Source organism: Lentzea sp. JNUCC 0626 (assembly GCF_043632865.1).
Classification (GTDB): Bacteria; Actinomycetota; Actinomycetes; order Mycobacteriales; family Pseudonocardiaceae; genus Lentzea.
In genome coordinates, this window is the sequence record NZ_CP171635.1 from 7,793,231 (window position 1) to 7,817,009 (window position 23,779).

Here is a 23,779-nt window from a genome sequence, read left to right on the forward strand (position 1 = left end):
CGCCGTCCTCGCCGAACCGGACAGTCAGACCGGTGACGCAGGGGTTCCCGATCAAGGCGGTACCCCTGCGTCAGCCGTCGATCAGTAGGCTCCCCAGTACTGGTCGGTGAATCCGGGCGTGCAGGTGAAGAGGAAGACGTTCCCATTGGTGTGCCCGGCCAGACAACGCCCCGGGTGTTCCACGTTCTCGAGCATTCCGGGGATTCCCTGGTAATTTCTCCACAGGCTGTCGCGGAATCGCGGACCACAGTCGAACGTGAACACGTTGCCGGCGGCATGTGCCGTCAGGCAGCCGCCGTGGTGGTAGTTCACGATCTGCGAGTACGCGTTGACGGTCCAGTACTGGTCGTTGTACTGGCCGGTGCAGCCGCCGAAGTTGAACACCCTCGGATGCTGGTTGGCCAGGCAGAAGTCCGGGTGGGCGCGGTTGTACAGCACGGACCAGACGGCATCGGCGCCCACGCCACCCAGTCGCGGCGGCTCAGCGGCCGACGCGGCTGGGGTGAGAACGGTGAACAGGAGTGCGAAAACCGCAAAAGCATAACCTGATTTGCGCAGCACGAGAAAACCCCCAATAATTCCCCAGGCTACCCGACTCGGTCGGGAGCTGAATCGACCGTAGCGCAGGGTCGATGGTTCTCACCACGGTTTCGTGGTCGACCGGAATTGCTTGTGCGACGAATTAGGTCAGAGACCTTCGAGTGCTTCCCTCATTGGACGCATCTTGGCGTGCGCCTCCTGCACCTCGATGTCCGGATCCGAGTCGGCCACCAGCCCGCACCCGGCGAACAACCGCGCCGTCGACCCCGAGATCTGCGCACACCGCAGGGCGATCCCGAGCTCCCCGTCCCCGTTCCCGTCGATCCACCCGACGGGCCCGGCGTACCGCCCGCGATCCATCCCCTCCAACTGGGAGATCAACCGAGTCGCGTCCAACCGGGGCGTCCCGCCGACAGCAGCGGTCGGGTGCACCGCCTCCCCGAGCCTCAACAGCGAGGTGGAGGACTCCAGCGTGCCGATCACGTCGGACGACAGGTGCGACACGTTGGGCAGCCGCAGCACCGACGGCCCCTCGACCGACATGGTCGTGCAGAACGGCCGCAGAGTGTCGGCGAGCGACCGGATCGCGTAGTCGTGCTCCTCGAGGTTCTTCTCCGACGACATCAACGCCGAAGCCAACTCCTCGTCCGAAATCCCGTCGTGCGGCCACGTCGTACCGGCCAGCACCCGTGAGTCGACCACGGAACCCGTCCGCCTCAGCAGCAGCTCGGGCGTGGCACCGACCAGCCCGTCCACGGCGTACGCCCAGCACTCCGGGTACCGGCGCGCGAGGCCCTGCAACACGAACCGCTGGTCAAGGGCACGATCCGTCACGGCGAGCAGGTCGTGGGCGAGCACCACCTTGTCCAGGTCGCCCGCCCGCATCCGGGCGACGGCCGAGCGCACGGCCTCGCGGTACTGCGTGACCGGCAGCTGGCCGTTCGAGTAGCGCACCGACGTGGGCCGGGACAACGGTGCGACATGAGGTGCCGGGTCGGAGGCGCCGATCGTGGTGACCCACTGCTCGCCGTTGCGGCGGCCCACGACGACCTCGGGCACGATCAGCACCGAGTCGCCCGGCGAGTCCGCGAAGGCCATCGAGATGAACGCCACCGGCCCGCTGCCCGGCACGCCCAGCGGGTCGTCCACGTCGAGGTGCGCGCAGAACTCCTGCCACCACTTGTCCGCCTGCGCGAACCGGTCGGGGCCGCTGACCTCGAACCGCGCCGCCTCGCCCCAGCCGACCAGGCCGGACCCGTCGCGCACCCACGCGAGGGCGTGCTCCGGCGACGGCAGCAGTCCGAGCAGGTCACCGGCGGTGTCCCGCCTCGACCGGACGCGGATTCGCTGCCGTGCTCGCGATGTCGGTGCAGAGGTCACAGTCCGACTGTATGGACCTCAACCTGAAAGCGCGGCATCCGCCCGGCTCTAGACTTCTCAGTTGTGGTGGAGGACGCAGTGACCAAGACGCCCCGCGGTGTACGCGTCCGCCGTGCGGCCAGCAAGACGTTGTTCGTCGTCGGTGGCGTGATCACGCTCGTGTGCGTGCTCTTGCCGATCGCGTGCTGGCGGGACGACGTGGCCATCGAGAAGTCGATGGGGCAGGCGGTCGCGCAGGTCGACTCCGTCGCCTTCAACCGCACGGTTGTGCGCTACGCCACACCGGACGGGCGCGTGATCATCCCGTCTCAAGGCGTGCTCTACCCGGCCGGACTCAACGTCGGGGACAACGTGAGGGTCGAGTACGACCAGACGAACCCCGAACTCGTGCGCGTCGCGGGCCGGACGGCGGTGCTGAGCCTGCTCCCCGTCGGAACGTTCCTCGTGTCCGTCTGGATCGTCATCGCCGCCGTTGTGACAGTTCTACGCAGATTCGGCACGCGGGTGTAACATCGGGGCATGGCGGATGACCTGGAGCTGCGCTTCGAGCGCACCGTGCAGGCCGAAGCGCGCATCGAGCCGCGCGACTGGATGCCCGACGGCTACCGCAAGACCCTGATCAGGCAGATCGCCCAGCACGCGCACTCCGAGATCATCGGGATGCAGCCGGAGGGCAACTGGATCAGCCGCGCGCCCTCGCTGCGGCGCAAGGCGATCCTGCTGGCGAAGGTGCAGGACGAGGCGGGCCACGGCCTGTACCTGTACTCGGCGACCGAGACGCTCGGCGCCGACCGCGAGGACCTGACGACCAAGCTCATCGAGGGCCGCCAGAAGTACTCCTCGATCTTCAACTACCCGACGCTCACGTTCGCCGACGTCGGCGTGATCGGCTGGCTGGTCGACGGCGCCGCGATCTGCAACCAGGTGCCGTTGTGCCGCACGTCGTACGGCCCGTACGCGCGCGCCATGATCCGCATCTGCAAGGAAGAGTCGTTCCACCAGCGGCAGGGCTACGAGCTGCTGATGACGATGATGCGCGGCACGCAGCAGCAAAAAGACATGGTCCAGGACTCGGTGAACCGCTGGTGGTGGCCGGCGCTGATGATGTTCGGCCCGCCGGACGCCGAGTCGACGAACACCGAGCAGTCCATGGCGTGGCGGATCAAGCGCGACACCAACGACGAGCTGCGGCAGAAGTTCGTGAACATGAGCATGCCGCAGGCCGAGGCCCTCGGCGTGACGTTCCCGGACCCCGAGATCAAGTGGAACGAAGAGCGCGGCGAGTACGACTTCGGTGCGCCCGACTGGGACGAGTTCTGGCAGGTCGTCAAGGGTGGCGGCGTCTGCAACGAGCAGCGCATCGCCCACCGCCGCAAGGCGCACGAGGACGGCGCGTGGGTCCGCGAGGCCGCGGCCGCGCACGCTGCCAAGAACGCTGTGAAGGAAGGTGCCGCGTGAGCACGTCTTGGCCGCTGTGGGAAGTGTTCGTGCGGGGCAAGCGCGGCCTGAACCACGTGCACGTCGGTTCGCTGCACGCGCCGGACGCCGAGATGGCGCTGCGCAACGCCCGTGACGTCTACACGCGCCGCAACGAGGGTGTGTCGATCTGGGTCGTGCCCGCCACGTCGATCACGGCCTCCTCGCCGGACGAGAAGGACCCGTTCTTCGCGCCCGCCGGCGACAAGGTCTACCGGCACCCGACGTTCTACGCGATTCCCGAGGACGTGCCGCACCTATGAGCTTCGACAACGCCTACGAGTCGCTGCTCGGTGGTGAGGACGCGCACTGGGCGTTCGGAACGGGCTTCTCGGAGGCCCTGACCGGCGTCGACCGCGAGTTCCCCGCGGGCGTCGACCGCGAAGCCCTGGCCGCGTACTGCCTGATGCTCGGCGACGACGCGTTGATCTACTCCCAGCGCCTGTCGGAGTGGTGCTCGCGCGCGCCTGAGCTGGAAGAGGACATCGCCCTCGCCAACATCGCCCTGGACCTGCTCGGCCAGGCCAGGATGCTGCTGACGCGCGCCGGTGAGGTGCTCGGCCGCGACGAGGACTCGCTCGCGTACCTGCGCGACGAACGCGAGTTCCGCAACGTGCACCTGGCCGAGATCGATTGCGGCCCCGGCCCGGGCGGCGACTTCGCGACGACCGTCGCGCGCCTGCTGGTGTTCTCCTCCTGGCGCCTCGCCCTGTTCTCGCGGCTGCGCGGTTCGGCCGATCCCGTTCTGAAGGCGATCGCCGAGAAGGGCCTTAAGGAGCTCGCGTACCACCGCGACCACGCCGCTCAGTGGACCGTTCGCCTCGGCGACGGCACCGACGAGTCGCACCGCCGCATGCAGGCGGGCATCGAGCGCGTGTGGCCGTTCGTGGACGAGCTGTTCGCCACGCACGCCGTCGAGGCCACGTTGGCCGGTGTCGCCGTGGACCCGGCGTCGCTGCGGTCCGAAGTGGACGGTGTGCTCGGCGCTGTGCTGGACGCCGCCGGCCTGACGCGCCCGACCGACACTCGTGCGGCTCGCGTCGCGGGCATGGCGGGCCGCGACGGCGTGCACACCGAGGCCATGGGCTACCTGCTCGCCGAGATGCAGCACCTGCACCGCTCGCTGCCGGGAGCGGTCTGGTGACGACGGCACTGGAGGTCGCGTCGGCCGTGCGGGACCCGGAACTCCCGGTCCTCACGCTCGCCGACCTCGGCGTGCTGCGCGACGTGTCCGTCGACGACGGCCGCGTCGTGGTCACCATCACCCCGACCTACTCGGGCTGCCCCGCGATCGACGAGATGGGCGCCGACCTGCGCCGCTCGCTCGTCTCCGCCGGTTTCGCCGACGTCGAGGTGCGCCTGTCGCTGTCCCCGGCCTGGACCACGGACTGGATCAGCGACGAGGGCCGCTCCAAACTCGCGGCCGCGGGCATCGCACCCCCGTCCCGCATCGGCCCGGTAGCCGCGGGCCCGGTCCCGCTGAACCTGGTCCCGCCGTCCCGCCAGGTCACCTGCCCCCAGTGCGGCTCGCCGAACACCTCGGAGATCTCGCGCTTCGGCTCGACCGCGTGCAAGGCCCTGCGCCGCTGCCACGCCTGCGCCGAACCGTTCGAGCACGTCAAGGAGATCTGAGTTGTCGCGCCGAGCCGCCTTCCACAAGCTCACCGTCGCGCACGTCGACCGCCTCTGCGACGACGCCGTGGCCGTCACCTTCGACGTCCCCGCGACCCTGACCGACGACTTCGCCTTCACCGCGGGCCAGTACCTGACCCTGCGCCAAGGCGACGAACGCCGCTCGTACTCGATCTGCGCCCCCGTGGGCGCAGCCCCGCGCATCGGCGTCCGCCGGGTGGACGGCGGCCAGTTCTCGACGTGGCTGGTGGACCGCCTGGTCCCCGGCGACGTGATCGAGGTCCTGCCCCCGCTCGGCAAGTTCACGCCCACCGGCACCGGCACCCACCACGGCCTGGTCGTGGCCGGCTCCGGCATCACCCCGGCGTTGTCGATCGCGGCAACGGTGCTGGCCACCGGCGCCCGCGTGACCCTGATGTACGGCAACCGCAGCACCAACACGGTGATGTTCGCCGACGAACTGGCCGACCTGAAGGACCGCTACCCGGCCACGTTCCAGCTGATCCACGTCCTGTCCCGCGAACCCCGGGACGTGGAACTCTTCACCGGCCGCCTCACCGCCGAGAAGCTCACCGCGCTGTTCGGGTCCGTGGTCCCGTTCGACGCCATCGACGAGTGGTGGCTCTGCGGCCCCTACGAGATGGTCCAGGACGCCACGGCCGTGCTCCGCGACCGAGGTGTGGCCCCCGAACACGTCCACCACGAACTCTTCTACGTCGACGAGCCGCCGCCCCCACCGCGCCGAGCGGAAGCCGTGATCGACGCGGCCGCCTCGGTGACCGTGGTGCTGGACGGCAAGTCGACCACCCTTCCGCTGCCTGCGGACGAGCCGATCCTGGACGCTGCCCAGAGGGTGCGCGCCGATCTCCCGTTCGCCTGCAAGGGCGGGGTGTGTGGGACGTGCCGTGCGCTCGTCACGGAGGGGACGGTGGAGATGCGGCGGAACTACGCGCTCGATCAGTCCGAGGTGGAGGCCGGGTTCGTGCTCACCTGCCAGGCGCTGCCGACCAGCGAGTGCGTCACGGTCGACTTCGACGCCTGATCGGAGTAGCTCGTTACTCCTTTGAGACCATATGGTCCATGTGGCATGGATTTGTGGACGAGTCACGCCGAGGTGCGACCTACCTCGTCGCGGTGACTCTCGTTCGTTCGCGGGACCTCGATGCGATGCGATCGGTCATGCGAGGCCTGGTGAAGCGCGGACAGCGCCGAATCCACTTCAACGACGAGGGTGACCGCCAGCGCAAGGAAGTGCTCGCCCAGATCAGCGCACTCGGCGTGCGCGCTCATGTGTGGGCGTGCAAGCACAACAACGATGCTCTCGCGCGCTCCGCGTGCCTGTTCGACATGATTCCCAAGCTGGTCGAACTCGACGTTTCGCGTCTCGTGCTCGAAAGTTGTCAGCACCAAGACGCCGCCGATCGCCGTGTGCTCGCGGCCGGCATTCGCAAGTTCGGTGGAACGTTCACGTACGAGCACCTGCGGCCGACTGAGGATCCGCTGCTGTGGATCAGCGATGCGATCGCGTGGTCGTACGGCGCGGGCGGTGACTGGCGCAGGCGGGCCAGCGACTTGATCAGCGAGGTGTCGGCGGCAGAAAGCCCCTAGACAGCGCGAAACCCGGCAACCCGTCGTCCGGCGGGTGAACCGGGTCCACTTCCGGCTCCTACTGGAACCGACAAGAAGAACAATAGCACGCATAGATAGCAGCCCGAGATCTCAGACGCCTCACGAACAGCTGGTGGACGTGGCACCATCGAAGTCATGGTCGTCGTCCGTTCAGCTCTCTGGGGTGCCCTGATCGGCACCCTGCTCATGGGCGTCCTCACCACGGTCATCGAAGTGACGACCCCGAGCGAGACGTCGTCCTCCTTCTTCATCAGCTTCATCGCCATCGGCTTCGTCTCCTTCCTCTTCGGCGGCATCCCGGGAGCGGTCGTCGGCACGGTCGTCGGCGCCATCCGCAACGCCGCCCAGCGCCCGAAACACCCCGTGCGCCCGATGCACCCGCCGTTCCCCCAGCAGCCCTACGACATGTGGTCCGACCTGGTCGAACGGTGCGCCGAATCAACGCGCAGGGTCGCCGCGGCCGTGCAGACGGTGCCGAACTCGCCCGCCAAGGAGTGGCTGCAGCGCATCAGCGAGCAGCTCGCCACCGAACTCGACGACGTGCGCGGCATCGCGCAGCTCGGGCGGGCACTCGGTGCGGTGGACCGGCAGCACCCCGTCTACCAGCGGTTGCTCAAGGCGACGCACGACTTCCACGCGTTCGAGAACGAGGTCGGGCGGGTGGCGTTGCAGATGTTCGACCACCCCGAGCTCGACCAGGCGCGCACGCACCTCGAGGTGTTGGAGAAGCAGCTCCCTCAGCTGTCGACCTGAAGCGCCGACTGCCACCACGACAGCACCTCGTCGGCCACGTCCGGGGCCGCGACCAGCAGGCCGTCCACCGGCAACGACGCACCCGCACCACGTCTGTCGAGCACGACCGCACCCGACTCCACGGCCAATGACACCGCACCGGCGACGTCCCACTCGTGGTAGCCGTGCAGCACAGCAGCAGCGACGTGGCCAAGAGCCACCTGCGCCACGGCCAAACACTTCGACCCAAGGACGCGCACGCCCGTGCCTGCTATCGCGGCCGTGGAGATGAACTCGCCCATGCCGGGCCATGGACCCGTGCGCGTCATCTCGGTGCACACGACCAGAGAGTCGCCTTGGCGTTCGGTGAGGCGCACGGGCGTGCCGTTCGCGCGCATGCCACGGCCTCGTGCGGCGGCGTAGATCTGCGACCTATAAGGATCAGCGACCACCCCCACCACCGGGCCCCAGCGGTCCACCAGGGCGAGGCTGTAGGCGCACCACGGCATGCCCGCCGTGTAGTTCGCGGTGCCGTCGACGGGATCGACGACCCAGCGGAACTCGGAGTCACCGGTGACGTCGTCGGAGTTCTCGCAGAACACCGGGATCGTGGGGAACTCCGCGGTGAGCACGCGCCGGGTGTGGCGTTCCAGGGTGCGGTCGGTGTCGGTGACCCAGTCGAACGGCGACTCGTCGGAGTCGGGACGCACGCCGCGGCCGGCGGTGGCCATGATGACGTCCGAAGCGTCGTTCGCCAGGCGACCGGCCACTTCCAGCGCGATGGACACCAGGCCGGGGTCTACCGGGTGCGCGGGACGGGACGACAAGACGGTCATGCTGGCCTAGTTTCACCGCGTCTCATGACCGGGAACCTAAGCGCAGATGACGAATCGACGATCACCTGGCCACGACGTGAGGTGTTCCGTCCACGTCAAATCACGCGTCACGCGGACTTCATACGAGCACCTCAAGGTGTGCCTGTGCGCGTAGCGATCGTGACCGAGAGCTTCCTGCCCCAGGTGAACGGAGTCACCAACTCGGTGCTCCGGGTCCTGGAGCACCTGCGCCGCAACGGACATCAGGCGATGGTCGTTGCGCCCGGCGCGGGTGCCGACGAGCACCACGGCACGCCCGTCGTCAGAGTCCCCTCCGTCGACGTGCCGTTGGTGACGAGTCTTCCCATCGGCGTGCCGGGCCCGAGAGTGCTGCACGCCCTCGCCGACTTCCAGCCGGACGTCGTGCACCTCGCGTCGCCGTTCGTGCTGGGCGCCTACGGCCTCAGAGCCGCGCGCAAGATCGACGTGCCGACCGTCGCCGTCTACCAGACCGACGTGGCGGGGTTCGCCGGCAACTACGGCCTGGGCCTCACCAAGCGCGCGGCGTGGCGGTGGACCAAGCGCCTGCACACGCTGGCGGACCGCACGCTCGCGCCGTCCAGTTCGGCGGTGGAAGCCCTGGAGCAGCACGGCGTTCCCAGAGTGCACCGCTGGGGCCGGGGCGTCGACATCGACCTCTTCCACCCGCGTCCCCGGCAGAACGACGAGCTGACCATCGGCTACGTCGGCCGCCTGGCACCGGAGAAGCAGGTGCACCGTCTCAAGGAACTCCACGACCTGCCCGGCGTGAAGCTCCGCATCGTCGGCGACGGCCCGGACCGCGAGCAGCTCGAGAAGGACATGCCGAACGCCGAGTTCCTCGGCTTCCGCACCGGCCACGACCTGGCGGAGGCCTACGCCTCCCTCGACGTCTTCATCCACACGGGCCCGCACGAGACGTTCTGCCAGGCCGTCCAGGAAGCCCTGGCCACCGGCCTGCCCGTGCTCGCCCCGAACGCGGGCGGCCCGCGCGACCTGGTCCGCCACGGCCGCACCGGCTACCTGTTCGAAGAGGACATCACCCAGTACGTGGACCTGCTGCGCGACCCGCTGCTGCGCAAGCGCTTCGGCATCGCGGCCCGCAAGTCCGTCCTGACCAGGACGTGGCCGGCGATCTGCGATCAGCTGATGGGTCATTACGCTGCCGTGATCGGACTAACGCACCAGGCGGCCGCTTGAGGATCGTTCAGCTCGCCAACTTCTACGGGCCCAAGTCGGGCGGTCTGCGCACCGCCCTGCACCACCTCGGCACCGGGTACGCCCAGCTGGGCCACGAGGTGGTCCTGGTCGTCCCCGGCCCCCGCCACGCCGACGAACGACTCGCCGGCGGCGTGAGGCGCATCACCCTGCCCGCGCTGAAGATCCCGTACACCGGCGGCTACCGGGTGGTCGACCCGTGGCGCGTCAAGGCGTTGCTGGAAGGCCTGAAACCGGACCGCCTGGAGGTCTCCGACCGCCTGACCCTGCGCGGCATGGGCGCCTGGGCGACCGAACGCGACATCCCGAACATCGTCATCTCCCACGAACGCCTCGACCGCCTGCTCCGCTTCGTGCTCCCGGAAACCCCGGCCGAACGAGCAGCGGACTGGGCGAACCGCCGCATGGCCGCCTCCTACGACACGGTCGTCTGCACGACGGGTTTCGCCCGCGAGGAGTTCGACCGCATCGGCGCCACGAACGTCGCCCAGGTCCCGCTCGGCGTGGACCTGACCACGTTCACCCCGGCCCGCCACTCCGCAGATCTCCGCAAGGACCTCTTGCAGGGCAGGGAAAGCCTGCTGATCCACTGTGGACGCCTCTCCCCGGAGAAGCACGTCGAACGCTCCGTGGACACCCTCGCCGAACTCCACGAGCAGGGCCACTCGGCACGCCTGGTCATCGCGGGCGACGGCCCCAGACGTGCCGCCCTGGAAAAGCGAGCGGCAGACCTCCCGGTCACATTCCTGGGCTTCGTGAAGTCCCGCCTGGACGTAGCCGACCTGCTCGCCTCAGCCGACCTCTCCCTGGCCCCGGGCCCGCACGAAACCTTCGGCCTGGCCGCACTGGAAGCCCTCGCCAGCGGCACGCCAGTAGTCGTCAGCCAGAGCAGCGCCCTGAAGGAGATCGTCCAACCGTCCTGCGGCGCCGCCGTCCAGGACCACGCCGAAGCGTTCGCCACAGCCGCCACCACCCTGCTCCGCACCGGCTCCCGCGAAGCGGCCCGCGCCAGAGCCGAGCAGTACCCCTGGCACGCGGCGGTGGGCGGCATGCTCACCGCCCTGAAGGTGCCCTGAAGAAGATCTCAGCACCTCTGACCTACTCTCATGTCATGTCGCGAGCCGGCCTGGACAAGAACCCCCGCGAAGTAGCCGAGATGTTCGACGGCGTGGCCAAGGGCTACGACCGCACGAACTCGGTCATGACGCTGGGCTTCGACCGCCGCTGGCGGGAGTGGAGCCGCCGCGTGCTCGACGCCCGCCCCGGCGAGAAGGTCCTGGACCTGGCGGCAGGCACCGCCGTCTCCACCGTCGAGTACGCAGCCTCAGGCGCCTGGTGCGTGGCGGCCGACTTCTCCGTGGGCATGCTCGCCTCAGGAGCACACCGCCGAGTCCCCAAGGTCGCCGCCGACGCCCTCCGCCTCCCGTTCAAGGACAACTCCTTCGACGCGGTCACGGTCTCCTTCGGCATCCGCAACTTCAACGACACCGTCGAAGCCCTCCGCGAGATGGCGAGGGTCACCAAGCCGGGCGGCCGCATGGTCATCTGCGAGGTCTCGACGCCGGTCTGGAAGCCGTTCCGCTTCGTCTACATGCGCTATCTCCTCAAACTCCTGCCGCTGATCGCGAAGTTCGTCTCCAGCAACCCGGTCGCGTACTCCTACCTGGCGGAGTCGATGGCGAGCTGGCCGAACCAGCGCGCACTGGGCGAGCTCATCTCGCAGGCGGGCTGGGAGGACGTGGCGTGGTTCAACCTGACCGGCGGCATGGTCGCCCTGCACCGCGCGACGAAGCCGAAGCCGAAGGCGGACGAGCCCGCCGAGTAGGCGGCCAGGCGCAGGGCAGGCTGAGCGCGCGGTGTCAACCGCCAGCCACCAACGCAAGCCCACCACCTACGAGACCTGGCGTGGCGAAGCGAAGCGAGCCCGAACGGGCTGCTACCGCGTTGGGAACCGGTTCCGCCGTTCATGGCGATTGGGGCTTGACCTTGAGGGGCGGGATGCCAACCTGTCCGGTCCGGCCGGGGCGCTTTCACCCCGGCTTTGAGGCCGCGAACGCATCCCGCCAGAGGCTCAAGGTCAAGCCCCAATCGCAACCCCGCTCATTCGTCACGACCCGCGCGCCCACCCTCGCAACCGCAGCCCAACCAACCGAACGCAACCCACCCCGCTGGAACCGGAACAGACCGCACGCAACCGGACCCCCCAGAACCCTCAGCAACGGCCGGTTAGGCTCGGTGACGGAGTCACGGCACACGTTAGGGAGTCTGGATGAGCAGGCGCGGGATCAACGAGGACGCCGACGTCATCGTCGTAGGCGCGGGACCGGCGGGCTCGACCGCGGCCACCTACCTCGCCAGGGCAGGCCTCGACGTCCTGCTCCTCGAGAAGAGCACCTTCCCCAGGGAGAAGGTCTGCGGCGACGGCCTCACCCCACGAGGCGTCAAGCAGCTGATCGACCTCGGCATCGACACCCGCGAGAGCGCCGGCTGGCTCCACAACAAGGGCCTGCGCGTGGTCGGCGGCGGCGTCACGATGGAGCTGGACTGGCCGGACCTGGCCACGTTCCCGAACTACGGCGTGGTCCGCCCCCGCATGGACTTCGACGAGATGCTCGCGAACGCCGCCAAGCAAGCCGGCGCCCGCATGCACGAGAACACCACCGTCACGAAGGCCATCATCGAGAACGGCCGGGTCGTGGGCGTCGAGGCCAAGCAGGGACCGGAAAAGAACCCGGTCACGTACCGCGCCCCGATCGTCGTGGGTTGCGACGGAGTCAGCGCACGACTCGCCCTCAGCGTCGGCCTCCAGAAGGACGACGCCAAGCCCATGGGCGTGGCCGTCCGCCGCTACTACGACAGCCCCCGCTCGAAGGACGACTACCTCGAGAGCCACCTCGAGCTGTGGGCCCCGGACGGCAAGCTGCTGCCCGGCTACGGCTGGATCTTCGGCATGGGCGACGGCACGGTGAACGTCGGCCTGGGCATTCTCAGCACGTCAAAGGCCTACGGCACCACCGACTACCGCCAACTCCTCCGCAGCTGGCTCGACGCCACCCCGGAGGAGTGGGGCTTCCGGGAAGAGAACGCGACCAGCCGCATCGGTGGCGCCGCACTCCCCATGGGCCTCAACCGCAAGCCGCACTACCGGGCGGGCCTCGTGCTCGTCGGCGACGCCGGCGGCATGGTCAACCCGTTCAACGGCGAGGGCATCGGCTACGCCATGGAGTCGGCCAAGATCGCGTCCGAGAGCATCGTCCAGGCCCTCGCGCGGACCGGCGTCAACCGTGAACGGGCGCTGCACGGCTACCCCGTCCGCATCGAGGAGGCGCTCGGCAGTTACTACCGTTTGGGCAACGTCTTCTCGAAGCTCATCGGTAATCCGGCGATCATGCGGACCGCAACGAAGTACGGAATGCCGCGGAAACGCCTGATGAAACTGGTGCTCAAGCTGCTCGCGGGCCTCTACGACCCCAAGGACGGCGACGCAATGGACAAGCTGATCGTGGCCGCCACGAAGCTCGCGCCGACCGCTTAAATTACTCCGAATAGGTGACGGCACCGGCCCAATACGGGTCGGTGCCGTTTCGTATATCCAATCGAGACCAAAGGCCCAGGTCAGACCCTGTGATCTAGGTCATTTACAGGCGTTCTACACTGGCGAGCGACCTTGTGAATCACTTCACAACAGTCTGAAGAAGCTTGTGAACTGTTTCACAAGCGTTTGTTAGGTTCGCCTAACAAACGAGTCGGAGAACAACACCCTTAGGGTGCGGTCGACCGCGAGGAAAGGACGACGGAGCGTGCTTGACCCTTACCTCCCCCTCGTATTGATGTTCGCGCTTGCCGGGGCGTTCGCACTGTTCTCGGTGACCGCAGCGCCGTACATCGGACCCCGCCGGTACAACAAGGCGAAGCTCGACGCGTACGAGTGCGGCATCGAGCCGAGCCCGCAGCCGGTCGTGGGTGGTGGGCGCATGCCCGTCGCCTACTACCTGACGGCGATGCTGTTCATCTTGTTCGACATCGAAATGGTCTTCCTCTACCCGTTCGCCGTAGCGGCCGACAAGCTCGGCCTGTTCGGGCTGGTGGAGATCGTGCTGTTCGTCGCAACGCTGGGCTTCGCGTACATCTACGTGTGGCGCCGCGGCGGCCTCGACTGGAACTGAGGAAGTCATGGGTCTCGAGGAGAAGCTCCCGAACGGCGTCCTGCTGGTCAGCGTCGAGAAGCTGGTCAACTGGACCCGCAAGTCCTCGCTCTGGCCTGCCACCTTCGGCCTGGCCTGCTGCGCCATCGAGATGATGACGACGGGTGCGCCGCGGTACGACCTGGCCCGCTTCGGCATGGAGGTCTTCCGGGCCTCACCGCGCCAGGCGGACCTGATGATCGTGGCCGGCCGCGTCACCAACAAGATGGCGCCGGTGCTGCGGCAGATCTACGACCAGATGCCCGAGCCGCGCTGGGTGCTGGCCATGGGCGTGTGCGCCAGCAGTGGCGGCATGTTCAACAACTACGCGGTGGTGCAGGGCGTCGACCACGTCGTGCCGGTCGACATGTACCTGCCGGGCTGCCCGCCCAGGCCGGAGATGCTCATCGACGCGATCCTCAAGATCCACGCCAAGATCATGGACGAGCCGCTGAACGCCGTGCGCGCCAAGGCACTCGCCGACTCGGGCTACCGCACCGATCTCATCCCGTCCTCCGAGCGTTTTGCGAGGAAGAAGTGACCGAGCCAGGGGGAGAGCACTCCAGCGCCCAGCGCGCTGTCGAGGGCCTCGAAACCAACGGCGCCGAGGCAAAGGCGCCGATCGTCGCGGGCAAGGAGCGCAAGGGCCTCTTCGGCGTCTCCGGCTCCGGTGACACGTCGGGCTTCGGCGGTCTGCGCCTGCCCGCCCACGTCTCCGCGCCCGCCGAGCGCCCGTACGGCGGCTGGTTCGACGAGGTCGCGGACGAGCTGTTCGCCTCGATCAGCGAGAAGGGCCTGCCCGCCGACACGGTGCAGCAGGTCACGGTCGACCGCGGCGAGATCACCTTCTACCTCCGCCCGGAGACGCTGCTGGAGGTGGCGCGCATCTGCCGCGACACCCCGTCGCTGCGCTTCGAGCTGTGCAGTTCGGTGTCCGGTGTGGACTACGGCGCCGACGTGCCGCAGCGCCTGCACTCGGTCACCCACCTCACGTCGATGACGTACCGCCGCCGCATCCGGCTGGAGGTCGCGGTCGACGTCGAGCACCCGCACGTGCCGAGCCTCATCGAGGTCTACCCGACCTCGGACTGGCAGGAGCGCGAGACCTGGGACATGTTCGGGATCATCTACGACGGTCACCCCGGACTGACCCGCATCCTCATGCCGGACGACTGGGACGGCCACCCGCAGCGCAAGGACTACCCGCTGGGCGGCATTCCGGTCGAGTACAAGGGCGCGGAGATTCCTCCGCCGGACCAGAGGCGGTCGTACTCATGACCGAGCGGCTTTCCGACGTCACCACGGGCACCGACACGAGCGGCCCCGGCCGTGACAGCGTCGAGCCCCGCGAGACCCCCGAGATCGCGGACTCCAGGAAGACCACCGAGGGCACCGTCTACACGGTCACCGGCGGCGACTGGGACGAGGTGCTCGCGGACGCGGTCCACGACGAGCGCATCGTCATGAACCTCGGCCCGCAGCACCCGTCGACGCACGGTGTGCTCCGCCTCGTGCTGGAGCTCGAGGGCGAGACGGTCACGCACGCCCGCAGCGTCATCGGCTACCTGCACACCGGCATCGAGAAGAACATCGAGTACCGGAACTGGGTCCAGGGCGTCACCTTCGTCACGCGCACCGACTACCTCGCGCCGCTGCACCACGAAGCGGCGTACTGCATGAGCGTCGAGAAGCTGCTCGGCGTCACGGTGCCGGACAAGGCGCAGGCGATCCGCGTGCTCCTGATGGAGCTCAACCGGATCAGCTCGCACCTCGTCGCGCTCGCCACCGGCGGCATGGAGCTCGGTGCCCTCACCGGCATGACCTCCGGCTTCCGCGAGCGCGAGGAAGCGCTGCACCTGCTGGAGCACCTCACCGGTCTGCGCATGAACCACGCGTTCATCCGCCCCGGCGGCCTCGCGCAGGACCTCCCGACGGACGCGGTCGAGAAGATCACCTCGTTCGTCAAGATCATGGAGAAGCGGCTCCCGGACTACGACAAGCTGCTCACCGGCCAGCCGATCTGGCGCAACCGCCTCGCGGGCGTGGGCTACCTGCCCGTCGACGCGTGCCTCGCGCTCGGCATCACCGGCCCGATCCTGCGTTCCGCCGGCCTCGGCTGGGACCTGCGCAAGGTCGAGCCGTACAGCGGCTACGAGAACTACAACTTCGACGTTCCCACCTCGAACGCGGCGGACTGCTTCGCGCGGTACCTGCTGCGCCTCGAGGAGATGCACCAGTCGCTGAAGATCATCAAGCAGGTCGTGAAGAGCCTGCCGACCGGTCCGGTGATGGTCGAGGACGCGAAGATCGCGTGGCCCGCGCAGCTCACGATCGGCAGCGACGGCATGGGCAACTCGCTCGAGCACGTCCGCAAGATCATGGGCCAGTCCATGGAGTCCCTCATCCACCACTTCAAGCTGGTGACCGAGGGCTTCAAGGTTCCGCCGGGCCAGGTCTACGTGCCGGTCGAGTCGCCGCGCGGCGAGCTCGGCTACCACGTCGTCTCCGACGGCGGCACCAGGCCGATGCGCGTGCACCTGCGCGAACCGAGCTTCGTGAACCTCCAGTCGATGCCCGCGATGTGCGAGGGCGGCATGGTCGCCGACGTGATCGCGTCCGTCGCCTCGATCGACCCGGTGATGGGTGGTTGCGACCGATGACTCAGGCAGCTGAGAACACCACGTTCGACCAGTCCACTGTGGACCGCGCGCAGGCGATCATCGCCCGCTACCCGCAGTCCCGCAGCGCGCTGCTCCCGATGCTGCACCTCGTGCAGTCCGTGGAGGGCTTCGTCTCCCAGGAGGGCATCCGGTTCTGCGCCGGGCAGCTCGACCTGAGCGAGGCCGAGGTCAGCGCGGTCGCGACGTTCTACACGATGTACAAGCGCCGCCCGTGCGGTGAGCACCTGGTCAGCGTGTGCACCAACACGCTGTGCGCGGCGCTCGGCGGCGACGCCATCTACAAGTCCCTCAAGGACCACCTCGGCGTGGGCCACGAGGAGACCGCGGGCGAGCCGGGCACGCCGGGCTCGATCACCCTGGAGCACGCCGAGTGCCTCGCCGCGTGCGACCTCGGCCCGGTTCTCCAGGTGAACTACGAGTTCTACGACAACCAGACGCCGGAGACGGCGCTGGGACTCGTGAAGGCGTTGCAGTCGGGGGAGAAGCCCGCCCCGACGCGCGGCGCGCCGCTCACCGACTTCAAGCAGGCCGAGCTCCAGCTCGCCGGGTTCTTCGAGGGACGCGACGCCGACCTCGACGGCCCGTCGGCGGCGCCGGAGACGCTGGCCGGTGCGCAGATCGCCAAGGACCGCGGCTGGGACGCGCCGAAGGTGCCGTCCAACGCCGAGTTCCCTGCCCTGCCGGAAAAGAAGTAGGGACACCATGGTTGACCCGCTGACTCCCGTTCTCACCAAGCGCTGGACCGAGCCCAGGTCCTGGACGATCGAGACCTACGAGCGCACCGACGGCTACACCGCCCTGCCCAAGGCGCTCAAGGCCCACCCGGACCAGCTCATCCAGCAGTGCAAGGACTCCGGACTGCGCGGCCGCGGCGGCGCGGGCTTCCCCACCGGCATGAAGTGGGGCTTCATCCCGCAGAACGACGGCAAGCCGCACTACCTCGTCATCAACGCCGACGAGGGCGAACCGGGCACCTGCAAGGACATCCCGCTGATGATGGCGGACCCGCACTCGCTGATCGAGGGCGTGATCATCACGTCGTACGCGATCCGCGCGAACTTCGCGGCGATCTACGTCCGCGGCGAGGTCCTGCACTGCATCCGCCGTCTCAACGCGGCGGTGCGCGAGGCGTACGCCAAGGGCTACCTGGGCAAGGACATCCTCGGCAGCGGGTTCGACCTCGACGTCGTGATCCACGCCGGCGCCGGCGCGTACATCTGCGGCGAGGAGACCGCGCTGCTCGACTCGCTGGAGGGCCGTCGTGGCCAGCCGCGGCTCAAGCCGCCGTTCCCCGCGACCTCGGGCCTCTACGCGTCGCCCACTGTGGTGAACAACGTCGAGACCATCGCTTCGGTTCCCTTCATCGTCAACGGTGGCGCGGACTGGTTCCGCGAGATGGGTCGCGACCGGTCGCCCGGTCCGAAGATCTACTCGCTGTCCGGTCACGTCGAGCGCCCCGGCCAGTACGAGGCGCCGATGGGCACCACGCTCCGGCAGCTGCTGGACATGGCCGGCGGCATGAAGGACGGCATTCCGATCAAGTTCTGGACGCCGGGTGGTTCGTCCACCCCGCTGTTCACCGCGGAGCACCTCGACGTGCCGCTGGACTTCGAGGGTGCCGCCGAGGCCGGGTCGATGCTGGGCACCACCGCCCTGCAGATCTTCAACGAGACCGTGTCCGTGCCGTGGGCCGTCATGAAGTGGACGGAGTTCTACAAGCACGAGTCGTGCGGCAAGTGCACGCCGTGCCGCGAGGGCACCTACTGGCTCGTGCAGATCCTGCAGCGGATGGTGGCGGGCAACGGCACGGCGAGCGACATCGACACGTTGCTCGACGTCTGCGACAACATCCTCGGCCGCTCGTTCTGCGCGCTGGGTGACGGTGCCGTCAGCCCGATCACCAGTGGCATCAAGTACTTCAAGGACGAGTTCCTCGCCCTGTGTTACGAGAACTCTCCCAAAAATGAGGCTGGCACTGTCCTGGCTGGAGCGAACGCATGACCATCGCGCCTGACAAGTCCACCACCGACGACATCGTCGTGCCCGAGGGTCACGTCAAGCTCGTCATCGACGGCGAAACCGTTGTGGCGCCCAAGGGTGAGCTGCTGATCCGCACGGCCGAGCGCCTCGGCACGGTCATCCCGCGCTTCTGCGACCACCCGCTGCTGGAGCCCGCGGGCGCCTGCCGCCAGTGCCTCGTCGAGGTCGAGATGGGCGGCCGGCCGATGCCGAAGCCGCAGGCCTCCTGCACGATGACGGTCGCGGACGGCATGGTCGTGAAGACCCAGCTGACCTCGCCGGTCGCGGACAAGGCCCAGCAGGGTGTGATGGAGCTGCTGCTCATCAACCACCCGCTGGACTGCCCGATCTGCGACAAGGGCGGTGAGTGCCCGCTGCAGAACCAGGCGATCGCCCACGGCCGCAGCGACTCCCGCTTCCACGAGCACAAGCGGACGTTCCCGAAGCCGATCAACATCTCCACGCAGGTGCTGCTCGACCGCGAACGCTGCGTGCTCTGCCAGCGCTGCACGAGGTTCTCCGCGCAGATCGCCGGCGACCCGTTCATCGAGCTCCTCGAGCGCGGTGCACACCAGCAGATCGGCATCGCCGAGGAGAAGCCCTTCCAGAGCTACTTCTCCGGCAACACCATCCAGATCTGCCCGGTCGGCGCTTTGACGAGTGCCGCCTACCGCTTCCGCGCCCGGCCGTTCGACCTCGTGTCGACGCCGAGCGTCTGCGAGCACTGCTCCTCCGGTTGTGCCGAGCGCACCGACTGGCGGCGCGGCAAGGTGCAGCGCAAGCTCGCCGGCGACGACCCGCAGGTCAACGAGGAGTGGATCTGCGACAAGGGCCGGTTCGCCTTCCGCTACGCCACGACCGGTGACCGCTTCAAGCGGCCGCTGGTGCGCGACGCGGAGTCCGGTGAGCTGCGCGAGTCGTCCTGGACCGAGGCGCTGCAGGTCGCGTCCGCCGGTCTGCTGGCGGCCCGGGACGCGAACGGCGTCGGCGTGCTCCCCGGTGGCCGGCTGACCGTCGAGGACGCCTACGCGTACTCGAAGTTCGCCCGGATCGCGTTGCACACCAACGACATCGACTTCCGCGCCCGGCCGCACAGCGCCGAGGAACTGGAGTTCCTGTCCGGCACCACGGTGTTCACGAACCCGGACAACGGCGTCACCTTCCAGGGCATCGAAGCCGCACCGGCCGCGCTGCTGGTCGCGTTCGAGCCGGAGGAAGAAGCGCCGATCGTCTTCCTGCGCCTGCGCAAGGCCGCGCGCACCGGCAAGACGAAGGTGTTCCACCTCGGCCAGTTCACGACCCCGGCCGTGGAGAAGACCTTCGGCACGCTGCTCGCCTGCGTGCCCGGTGCCGAGGCGAACGCGATCAACGCCCTGGCGGAGCACGCGGCCGACGTCGTCGACCTGCTGTCCCAGCCCGGCGCGGTGATCCTGGTCGGCGAACGTGCCGCCGTGATCCCCGGCGCGTTCACCGCGGTCGCGCGACTCGCGGAGCGCACCGGCGCCAAGGTCGCGTGGATTCCCCGCCGTGCCGGTGAGCGCGGCGCGCTCGCGGTCGGTGCCACGCCGAACCTGCTGCCCGGCGGCCGCCACGTCGCGAACGCCACCGCGCGCACCGAGGTCGAGCGCACCTGGGGCGTCGAGGAGGGCTCGCTGCCCGCGACGCCCGGCCGCGACACCACGGGCATCCTCGAGGCCGCCGCGAACGGCGAGCTGTCCGGCCTGGTGGTCGGCGGCGTCGACCCGTTCGACCTGCCGGACCCGCGACTCGCGGAGAAGGCGTTGGCAGGGGCCGGTTTCATCGTCAGCCTGGAGATGCGTCCGAGCGCGGTCACCGCGTACGCCGACGTCGTGCTCCCGATCGCCCCGGCGGTCGAGAAGGCCGGCAGCTTCCTCAACTGGGAGGGCCGCCGCCGTGAGTTCGGGCTGACGCTCGAAGGCACCGGCGCGCTGCCGGACTGCCGCGTGCTCGACACCCTCGCGGTGGAGATGGACGCGGACCTGTTCACGCAGACGCCCGCCGCCTCGGCCGCCGACCTGGCCCGGCTCGGCGAAGGTGCCGTCACCGGCTCCTCGCTGAACGTCGCCGCGCCGCTGGTCTCCCCGGCCGGTCCCGGCCAAGCCGTCCTCGCCACCTGGCACCGCCTGCTCGGCAACGGTTCGCTCCAGATCGACGAGCCGAACCTCGCCGGCACGGCACGCCCGGTCGTCGCGAAGGTCGCCGAGGCCACCGCGCAGCAGTTCGGGCTGGTCTCCGGCGGTCAGGTCACCGTGTCCACCGACCGCGGCGCGATCACGCTCCCGGTCGAGACCGACGACCTCCCCGAGGGCGTCATCTGGCTGCCCACCAACTCGGGTGACGTGACCGTTCGCCGCACGCTCGGCGCGGGCCACGGTTCGATCGTCTCCGTCAGCGGAGGAAACTCATGATCCAGCACGTCCTCGCGGCGGAGAACGGGAAGACCGCGGAGTTGCTCGCGGACGACCCGGTCTGGCTGATTCTGATCAAGGTCGTCGCGATCTTCGCGTTCCTCGTGGTCATGACTCTGTTCATGATCAACTGGGAACGCAAGGTCGTGGGGCGGATGCAGCAGCGCCCCGGCCCCAACCGGGTCGGCCCCGGCGGCTGGTTGCAGTCGCTCGCGGACGGTCTGAAGCTCGCGTTCAAGGAAGACATCCGCCCCGTCCTCGCGGACAAGTGGGTCTTCTTCCTCGCGCCGGTGATCTCCTGCATCCCCGCGTTCCTCGCGTTCTCGGTGATCCCGCTCGCGGGCGAGGTCAACCTGTTCGGTGAGCAGACGGCGCTGCAGCTCGTCGACCTCCCGGTCGGCGTGCTGGTGGTGCTCGCCTGCTCCTCGATCGGCGTCTACGGCATCGTGCTGTCCGGCTGGGCCTCCGGCTCGCCGTACCCGCTGCTGAGCTCGCTGCGCGCCGCGGCACAGGTGATCTCCTACGAGATCGCGATGGGCCTGTCGATCGTCGCGGTGATCATGTTCACCGGCTCGATGTCGACCGGTGACATCGTGGGTGCCCAGGCGACCACGGTGCTCGGGTTCGCACCCGGCTGGTTCGGCCTCCTGCTCTTCCCCAGCTTCGCGATCTACGTCGTGTCGATGGTCGGCGAGACCAACCGCGCCCCGTTCGACCTCCCCGAGGCCGAGTCGGAGCTCGTCGGTGGCTTCCACACGGAGTACAGCTCGCTGAAGTTCGCGCTGTTCTTCCTCGCCGAGTACGTGAACATGGTGACCGTCTCGGCGCTCGCGACCACGCTCTTCCTCGGCGGCTACCACGCCCCGTGGAGCGGCGAGTTCATGAACACCGGCTGGTGGGGCCTGCTCTGGTTCGTCGGCAAGACGCTGAGCTTCCTGTTCCTCTTCATCTGGCTGCGCGGCACGCTTCCCCGCCTGCGCTACGACCAGTTCATGAAGCTGGGCTGGAAGGTGCTGGTCCCGACCAGCCTCGTCTGGATCATGGCCGTGGCGGTCATCCGCACCGGCGCGATCCAGCAGCTCTCCACGGCACAGCGGCTCATCGCGCTCGGCGTGATCGTCGGGCTCGTGCTGCTGGTCTCGTTCCTGCTGCCGGACAAGAAGGTGCAGGACACCAAGGGCGTTCCGCTCGCGGGTTCGGGCTTCCCCGTCCCGCCGCTCGACCTCGCGGTCCCCAAGTCAGCGCCCAAGCGCAAGGTCAAGGTCGCCACCATTCCTTCGGAAACGGCAGCCGTCACCACCGGTAAGGAGGCTGAGTAGGGATGTTCGAGTCCCTGAAAGGCTTCGGCGTCACCTTCGGCACCATGTTCAAGAAGGTGGTGACGGAGGAGTACCCCGAGGTCAAGAAGGTGACCGCGCCGCGGTTCCACGGTCGTCACCAGCTGAACCGGCACCCGGACGGGCTGGAGAAGTGCGTCGGCTGCGAGCTGTGCGCGTGGGCCTGCCCCGCGGACGCGATCTTCGTCGAGGGTGGCGACAACACCGAGGAAGCCCGCTACTCACCGGGTGAGCGCTTCGGTGCCGACTACCAGATCAACTACCTGCGCTGCATCGGCTGCGGCCTGTGCATCGAGGCCTGCCCGACCCGTTCGCTCACCATGACGAACGAGTACGAGCTCGCCGACGACAACCGCCAGGACCTGATCTTCACCAAGGAAGACCTGCTCGCCCCGCTGCTGCCCGGCATGGAGCAGCCGCCGCACCCGATGCGGCTCGGCGAGAACGAGCAGGACTACTACGTGAACGGACCGCAGTTGGCGAAGGTGGCCCAAGAAGGCAAGGGGGCACAGCAGTGAGCCTCCTCGTCAGCTTCCTCGCGCAGCAGCAGCCGGAACCGGTGCAGCGCGTGGTCGACACGGTCACCACGGGCGAGGCGATCTCGTTCTGGGTGCTCGGCCCGCTGGCTCTGGCCGGCGCGCTCGGCATGCTCTTCGCGCGCAACGCCGTGCACTCCGCGCTGTGGCTCGTCGTGACGATGCTCAGCCTCGGTGTGCTGTACATGGTCCAGCAGGCGCCGTTCCTCGGCTTCGTGCAGATCATCGTCTACACCGGCGCGATCATGATGCTGTTCCTGTTCGTGCTGATGATGGTCGGCCGCGACAGTTCGGACTCCGTCGTCGAAGTCATCCGGGGACAACGACTCGCGGCCGCGTTGCTCGGCATCGGGTTCGCGATCCTGATGGTCGGCTCGGTTGCCCGCGCGCTCACGTCGGTCGAGCCCCGCGGTCTCGCCGAGGCGAACACCACGAACGGCGGCAACGTCGTCAACATCGGCACGAAGCTCTTCACGGACTACCTGTTCGCGTTCGAGCTCACGTCGGCGCTGCTGATCACCGCCGCGCTCGGCGCGATGATCCTGGCCTTCGTCGGCCGCGACGGGAAGCCCGCCAAGAAGACGCAGAAGGAACTCGTCGAGGAGCGCTTCCAGGAGGGCAAGCGGGTCGGCTCGCTGCCCGGCCCCGGCGTCTTCGCCACCGCGAACTCGGTGGCCACCCCCGCACTGCTGCCCGACGGCACGGTGTCCGAGGAGTCGCTGTTCGACGTCATCGAGGCGACCGACAAGTCCAAGCTCTCGGACGACATCGCCGAGGTGGCCGGCACCGCCCACGAGGCGGACGCGCACGCGCTCAAGGGAAGTGAGTCGTGACCCCCACCTACTACCTGCTGCTGTCGGCACTGCTGTTCAGCATCGGCGCCGTCGGCGTGCTGGTGCGCCGCAACGCCATCGTGGTCTTCATGTGCGTCGAGCTCATGCTCAACGCGGTCAACCTGAGCCTCGTGACGTTCGCGCGGATCAACGGCACGCTCGACGGTCAGGTGATGGCGTTCTTCGTGATGGTCGTCGCCGCGGCGGAGGTCGTCGTCGGCCTCGCGATCATCATGTCCATCTTCCGGACGCGTCGCTCGGCCTCGGTCGACGACTCGAACCTGCTGAAGTACTGAGGG

General features: G+C 68.5%; 26 protein-coding genes. 23 read left to right on the plus strand and 3 right to left on the minus strand.

Annotation, left to right across the window (positions count from 1 at the left end):
* Nucleotides 1–81: 81 nt before the first annotated feature.
* Nucleotides 82–561 (minus strand): ricin-type beta-trefoil lectin domain protein, encoded by a 480-nt coding sequence (locus tag JNUCC0626_RS36125; protein ID WP_394615201.1) that lies wholly within the window; start codon nucleotides 559–561, stop codon nucleotides 82–84.
* Nucleotides 562–687: 126 nt separating this feature from the next.
* On the minus strand, nucleotides 688–1,920 hold the full coding sequence (locus JNUCC0626_RS36130; RefSeq protein ID WP_394615202.1) for an isochorismate synthase: 1,233 nt from the start codon (nucleotides 1,918–1,920) through the stop codon (nucleotides 688–690).
* A 78-nt stretch (nucleotides 1,921–1,998) separates the two neighbouring features.
* Between JNUCC0626_RS36130 and JNUCC0626_RS36135 the strand changes: the two genes are divergently transcribed.
* The 8 genes from JNUCC0626_RS36135 (at nucleotide 1,999) to JNUCC0626_RS36170 (ending at nucleotide 7,410) form a co-directional block, all read left to right on the plus strand.
* Nucleotides 1,999–2,430 (plus strand): DUF3592 domain-containing protein, encoded by a 432-nt coding sequence (locus JNUCC0626_RS36135; protein ID WP_394615203.1) that lies wholly within the window; start codon nucleotides 1,999–2,001, stop codon nucleotides 2,428–2,430.
* Between the two features lie 9 nt (nucleotides 2,431–2,439).
* A complete protein-coding gene (gene paaA, locus JNUCC0626_RS36140; protein WP_394615204.1) occupies nucleotides 2,440–3,378 on the plus strand; it encodes a 1,2-phenylacetyl-CoA epoxidase subunit PaaA in 939 nt (312 codons plus the stop codon).
* Nucleotides 3,375–3,659: a 1,2-phenylacetyl-CoA epoxidase subunit PaaB gene (gene paaB, locus JNUCC0626_RS36145; protein ID WP_285645464.1), complete on the plus strand. Its 285-nt coding sequence runs from the start codon at nucleotides 3,375–3,377 to the stop codon at nucleotides 3,657–3,659. Before paaA ends, paaB begins: the two co-directional genes overlap by 4 nt.
* Nucleotides 3,656–4,540 (plus strand): 1,2-phenylacetyl-CoA epoxidase subunit PaaC, encoded by an 885-nt coding sequence (gene paaC, locus JNUCC0626_RS36150; RefSeq protein WP_394615205.1) that lies wholly within the window; start codon nucleotides 3,656–3,658, stop codon nucleotides 4,538–4,540. The genes paaB and paaC overlap by 4 nt, the downstream gene beginning before the upstream one ends.
* Nucleotides 4,537–5,028, plus strand: a complete 492-nt coding sequence (gene paaD, locus JNUCC0626_RS36155; RefSeq protein ID WP_394615206.1) for a 1,2-phenylacetyl-CoA epoxidase subunit PaaD — start codon at nucleotides 4,537–4,539, stop codon at nucleotides 5,026–5,028. Before paaC ends, paaD begins: the two co-directional genes overlap by 4 nt.
* A 1-nt stretch (nucleotide 5,029) precedes the next feature.
* Entirely contained in the window at nucleotides 5,030–6,070 is a 1,041-nt protein-coding gene (paaE, locus tag JNUCC0626_RS36160; RefSeq protein WP_394615207.1) for a 1,2-phenylacetyl-CoA epoxidase subunit PaaE, read from the plus strand.
* 38 nt (nucleotides 6,071–6,108) lie between these two features.
* Entirely contained in the window at nucleotides 6,109–6,636 is a 528-nt protein-coding gene (locus JNUCC0626_RS36165; RefSeq protein ID WP_394615208.1) for a hypothetical protein, read from the plus strand.
* 156 nt (nucleotides 6,637–6,792) lie between these two features.
* Nucleotides 6,793–7,410: a hypothetical protein gene (locus JNUCC0626_RS36170; RefSeq protein ID WP_394615209.1), complete on the plus strand. Its 618-nt coding sequence runs from the start codon at nucleotides 6,793–6,795 to the stop codon at nucleotides 7,408–7,410.
* On the opposite strand, the gene JNUCC0626_RS36175 is transcribed toward JNUCC0626_RS36170, so the two are convergent.
* Nucleotides 7,395–8,225, minus strand: coding sequence for an inositol monophosphatase family protein (locus tag JNUCC0626_RS36175; protein WP_394615210.1), 831 nt, complete (start codon nucleotides 8,223–8,225; stop codon nucleotides 7,395–7,397). The two genes, JNUCC0626_RS36170 and JNUCC0626_RS36175, sit on opposite strands and share 16 nt — an antisense overlap.
* Before the next feature lie 144 nt (nucleotides 8,226–8,369).
* Between JNUCC0626_RS36175 and JNUCC0626_RS36180 the strand changes: the two genes are divergently transcribed.
* The 15 genes from JNUCC0626_RS36180 (at nucleotide 8,370) to nuoK (ending at nucleotide 23,776) form a co-directional block, all read left to right on the plus strand.
* Nucleotides 8,370–9,443 (plus strand): glycosyltransferase family 4 protein, encoded by a 1,074-nt coding sequence (locus JNUCC0626_RS36180; RefSeq protein WP_394615211.1) that lies wholly within the window; start codon nucleotides 8,370–8,372, stop codon nucleotides 9,441–9,443.
* Entirely contained in the window at nucleotides 9,440–10,537 is a 1,098-nt protein-coding gene (locus tag JNUCC0626_RS36185) for a glycosyltransferase (protein ID WP_394615212.1), read from the plus strand. The genes JNUCC0626_RS36180 and JNUCC0626_RS36185 overlap by 4 nt, the downstream gene beginning before the upstream one ends.
* A 35-nt stretch (nucleotides 10,538–10,572) precedes the next feature.
* A complete protein-coding gene (locus JNUCC0626_RS36190) occupies nucleotides 10,573–11,286 on the plus strand; it encodes a demethylmenaquinone methyltransferase (protein WP_394615213.1) in 714 nt (237 codons plus the stop codon).
* A gap of 444 nt (nucleotides 11,287–11,730) precedes the next feature.
* Nucleotides 11,731–12,996: a geranylgeranyl reductase family protein gene (locus JNUCC0626_RS36195; RefSeq protein WP_394615214.1), complete on the plus strand. Its 1,266-nt coding sequence runs from the start codon at nucleotides 11,731–11,733 to the stop codon at nucleotides 12,994–12,996.
* Nucleotides 12,997–13,261: 265 nt separating this feature from the next.
* Nucleotides 13,262–13,627 carry an NADH-quinone oxidoreductase subunit A gene (locus tag JNUCC0626_RS36200; protein ID WP_363778714.1) on the plus strand — a complete coding sequence of 122 codons (366 nt, stop codon included), beginning with the start codon at nucleotides 13,262–13,264 and terminating at the stop codon, nucleotides 13,625–13,627.
* 7 nt (nucleotides 13,628–13,634) lie between these two features.
* Complete coding sequence (locus tag JNUCC0626_RS36205) at nucleotides 13,635–14,186, plus strand: NuoB/complex I 20 kDa subunit family protein (protein WP_382441721.1); 552 nt, start codon at nucleotides 13,635–13,637, stop codon at nucleotides 14,184–14,186.
* Nucleotides 14,183–14,923: an NADH-quinone oxidoreductase subunit C gene (locus JNUCC0626_RS36210; RefSeq protein WP_394615215.1), complete on the plus strand. Its 741-nt coding sequence runs from the start codon at nucleotides 14,183–14,185 to the stop codon at nucleotides 14,921–14,923. The genes JNUCC0626_RS36205 and JNUCC0626_RS36210 overlap by 4 nt, the downstream gene beginning before the upstream one ends.
* Nucleotides 14,920–16,305: an NADH-quinone oxidoreductase subunit D gene (locus tag JNUCC0626_RS36215; RefSeq protein ID WP_394615216.1), complete on the plus strand. Its 1,386-nt coding sequence runs from the start codon at nucleotides 14,920–14,922 to the stop codon at nucleotides 16,303–16,305. Before JNUCC0626_RS36210 ends, JNUCC0626_RS36215 begins: the two co-directional genes overlap by 4 nt.
* The gene (nuoE, locus tag JNUCC0626_RS36220) at nucleotides 16,302–17,021 is read left to right on the plus strand and encodes an NADH-quinone oxidoreductase subunit NuoE (RefSeq protein WP_394615217.1); all 720 of its coding nucleotides are present in this window, start codon (nucleotides 16,302–16,304) and stop codon (nucleotides 17,019–17,021) included. The genes JNUCC0626_RS36215 and nuoE overlap by 4 nt, the downstream gene beginning before the upstream one ends.
* 7 nt (nucleotides 17,022–17,028) lie before the next feature.
* Nucleotides 17,029–18,327, plus strand: a complete 1,299-nt coding sequence (nuoF, locus tag JNUCC0626_RS36225) for an NADH-quinone oxidoreductase subunit NuoF (RefSeq protein WP_394615218.1) — start codon at nucleotides 17,029–17,031, stop codon at nucleotides 18,325–18,327.
* On the plus strand, nucleotides 18,324–20,774 hold the full coding sequence (locus JNUCC0626_RS36230) for an NADH-quinone oxidoreductase subunit G (protein WP_394615219.1): 2,451 nt from the start codon (nucleotides 18,324–18,326) through the stop codon (nucleotides 20,772–20,774). Before nuoF ends, JNUCC0626_RS36230 begins: the two co-directional genes overlap by 4 nt.
* Nucleotides 20,771–22,093: an NADH-quinone oxidoreductase subunit NuoH gene (gene nuoH / locus JNUCC0626_RS36235; RefSeq protein ID WP_394615220.1), complete on the plus strand. Its 1,323-nt coding sequence runs from the start codon at nucleotides 20,771–20,773 to the stop codon at nucleotides 22,091–22,093. Before JNUCC0626_RS36230 ends, nuoH begins: the two co-directional genes overlap by 4 nt.
* 2 nt (nucleotides 22,094–22,095) lie before the next feature.
* Nucleotides 22,096–22,629 (plus strand): NADH-quinone oxidoreductase subunit NuoI, encoded by a 534-nt coding sequence (nuoI, locus tag JNUCC0626_RS36240; RefSeq protein ID WP_394615221.1) that lies wholly within the window; start codon nucleotides 22,096–22,098, stop codon nucleotides 22,627–22,629.
* Nucleotides 22,626–23,480: an NADH-quinone oxidoreductase subunit J gene (locus JNUCC0626_RS36245; protein ID WP_394615222.1), complete on the plus strand. Its 855-nt coding sequence runs from the start codon at nucleotides 22,626–22,628 to the stop codon at nucleotides 23,478–23,480. The genes nuoI and JNUCC0626_RS36245 overlap by 4 nt, the downstream gene beginning before the upstream one ends.
* Entirely contained in the window at nucleotides 23,477–23,776 is a 300-nt protein-coding gene (gene nuoK, locus JNUCC0626_RS36250) for an NADH-quinone oxidoreductase subunit NuoK (protein ID WP_394615223.1), read from the plus strand. Before JNUCC0626_RS36245 ends, nuoK begins: the two co-directional genes overlap by 4 nt.
* The last annotated feature ends 3 nt before the right edge of the window (nucleotides 23,777–23,779 follow it).

What these genes read in the sequence shown, in the direction of transcription:
- JNUCC0626_RS36195 (WP_394615214.1), top strand. Translation starts at nt 11,731, where the DNA reads ATGAGCAGGCGCGGGATCAACGAGGACGCCGACGTCATCGTCGTAGGC.
- nuoE (WP_394615217.1), top strand. Translation starts at nt 16,302, where the DNA reads ATGACTCAGGCAGCTGAGAACACCACGTTCGACCAGTCCACTGTGGAC.
- JNUCC0626_RS36205 (WP_382441721.1), top strand. Translation starts at nt 13,635, where the DNA reads ATGGGTCTCGAGGAGAAGCTCCCGAACGGCGTCCTGCTGGTCAGCGTC.
- JNUCC0626_RS36170 (WP_394615209.1), top strand. Translation starts at nt 6,793, where the DNA reads ATGGTCGTCGTCCGTTCAGCTCTCTGGGGTGCCCTGATCGGCACCCTG.
- JNUCC0626_RS36165 (WP_394615208.1), top strand. Translation starts at nt 6,109, where the DNA reads ATGTGGCATGGATTTGTGGACGAGTCACGCCGAGGTGCGACCTACCTC.
- nuoH (WP_394615220.1), top strand. Translation starts at nt 20,771, where the DNA reads ATGATCCAGCACGTCCTCGCGGCGGAGAACGGGAAGACCGCGGAGTTG.
- nuoF (WP_394615218.1), top strand. Translation starts at nt 17,029, where the DNA reads ATGGTTGACCCGCTGACTCCCGTTCTCACCAAGCGCTGGACCGAGCCC.
- JNUCC0626_RS36190 (WP_394615213.1), top strand. Translation starts at nt 10,573, where the DNA reads ATGTCGCGAGCCGGCCTGGACAAGAACCCCCGCGAAGTAGCCGAGATG.
- JNUCC0626_RS36215 (WP_394615216.1), top strand. Translation starts at nt 14,920, where the DNA reads ATGACCGAGCGGCTTTCCGACGTCACCACGGGCACCGACACGAGCGGC.
- JNUCC0626_RS36175 (WP_394615210.1), bottom strand. Translation starts at nt 8,225, where the DNA reads ATGACCGTCTTGTCGTCCCGTCCCGCGCACCCGGTAGACCCCGGCCTG.
- nuoI (WP_394615221.1), top strand. Translation starts at nt 22,096, where the DNA reads ATGTTCGAGTCCCTGAAAGGCTTCGGCGTCACCTTCGGCACCATGTTC.
- paaC (WP_394615205.1), top strand. Translation starts at nt 3,656, where the DNA reads ATGAGCTTCGACAACGCCTACGAGTCGCTGCTCGGTGGTGAGGACGCG.
- JNUCC0626_RS36230 (WP_394615219.1), top strand. Translation starts at nt 18,324, where the DNA reads ATGACCATCGCGCCTGACAAGTCCACCACCGACGACATCGTCGTGCCC.
- paaA (WP_394615204.1), top strand. Translation starts at nt 2,440, where the DNA reads ATGGCGGATGACCTGGAGCTGCGCTTCGAGCGCACCGTGCAGGCCGAA.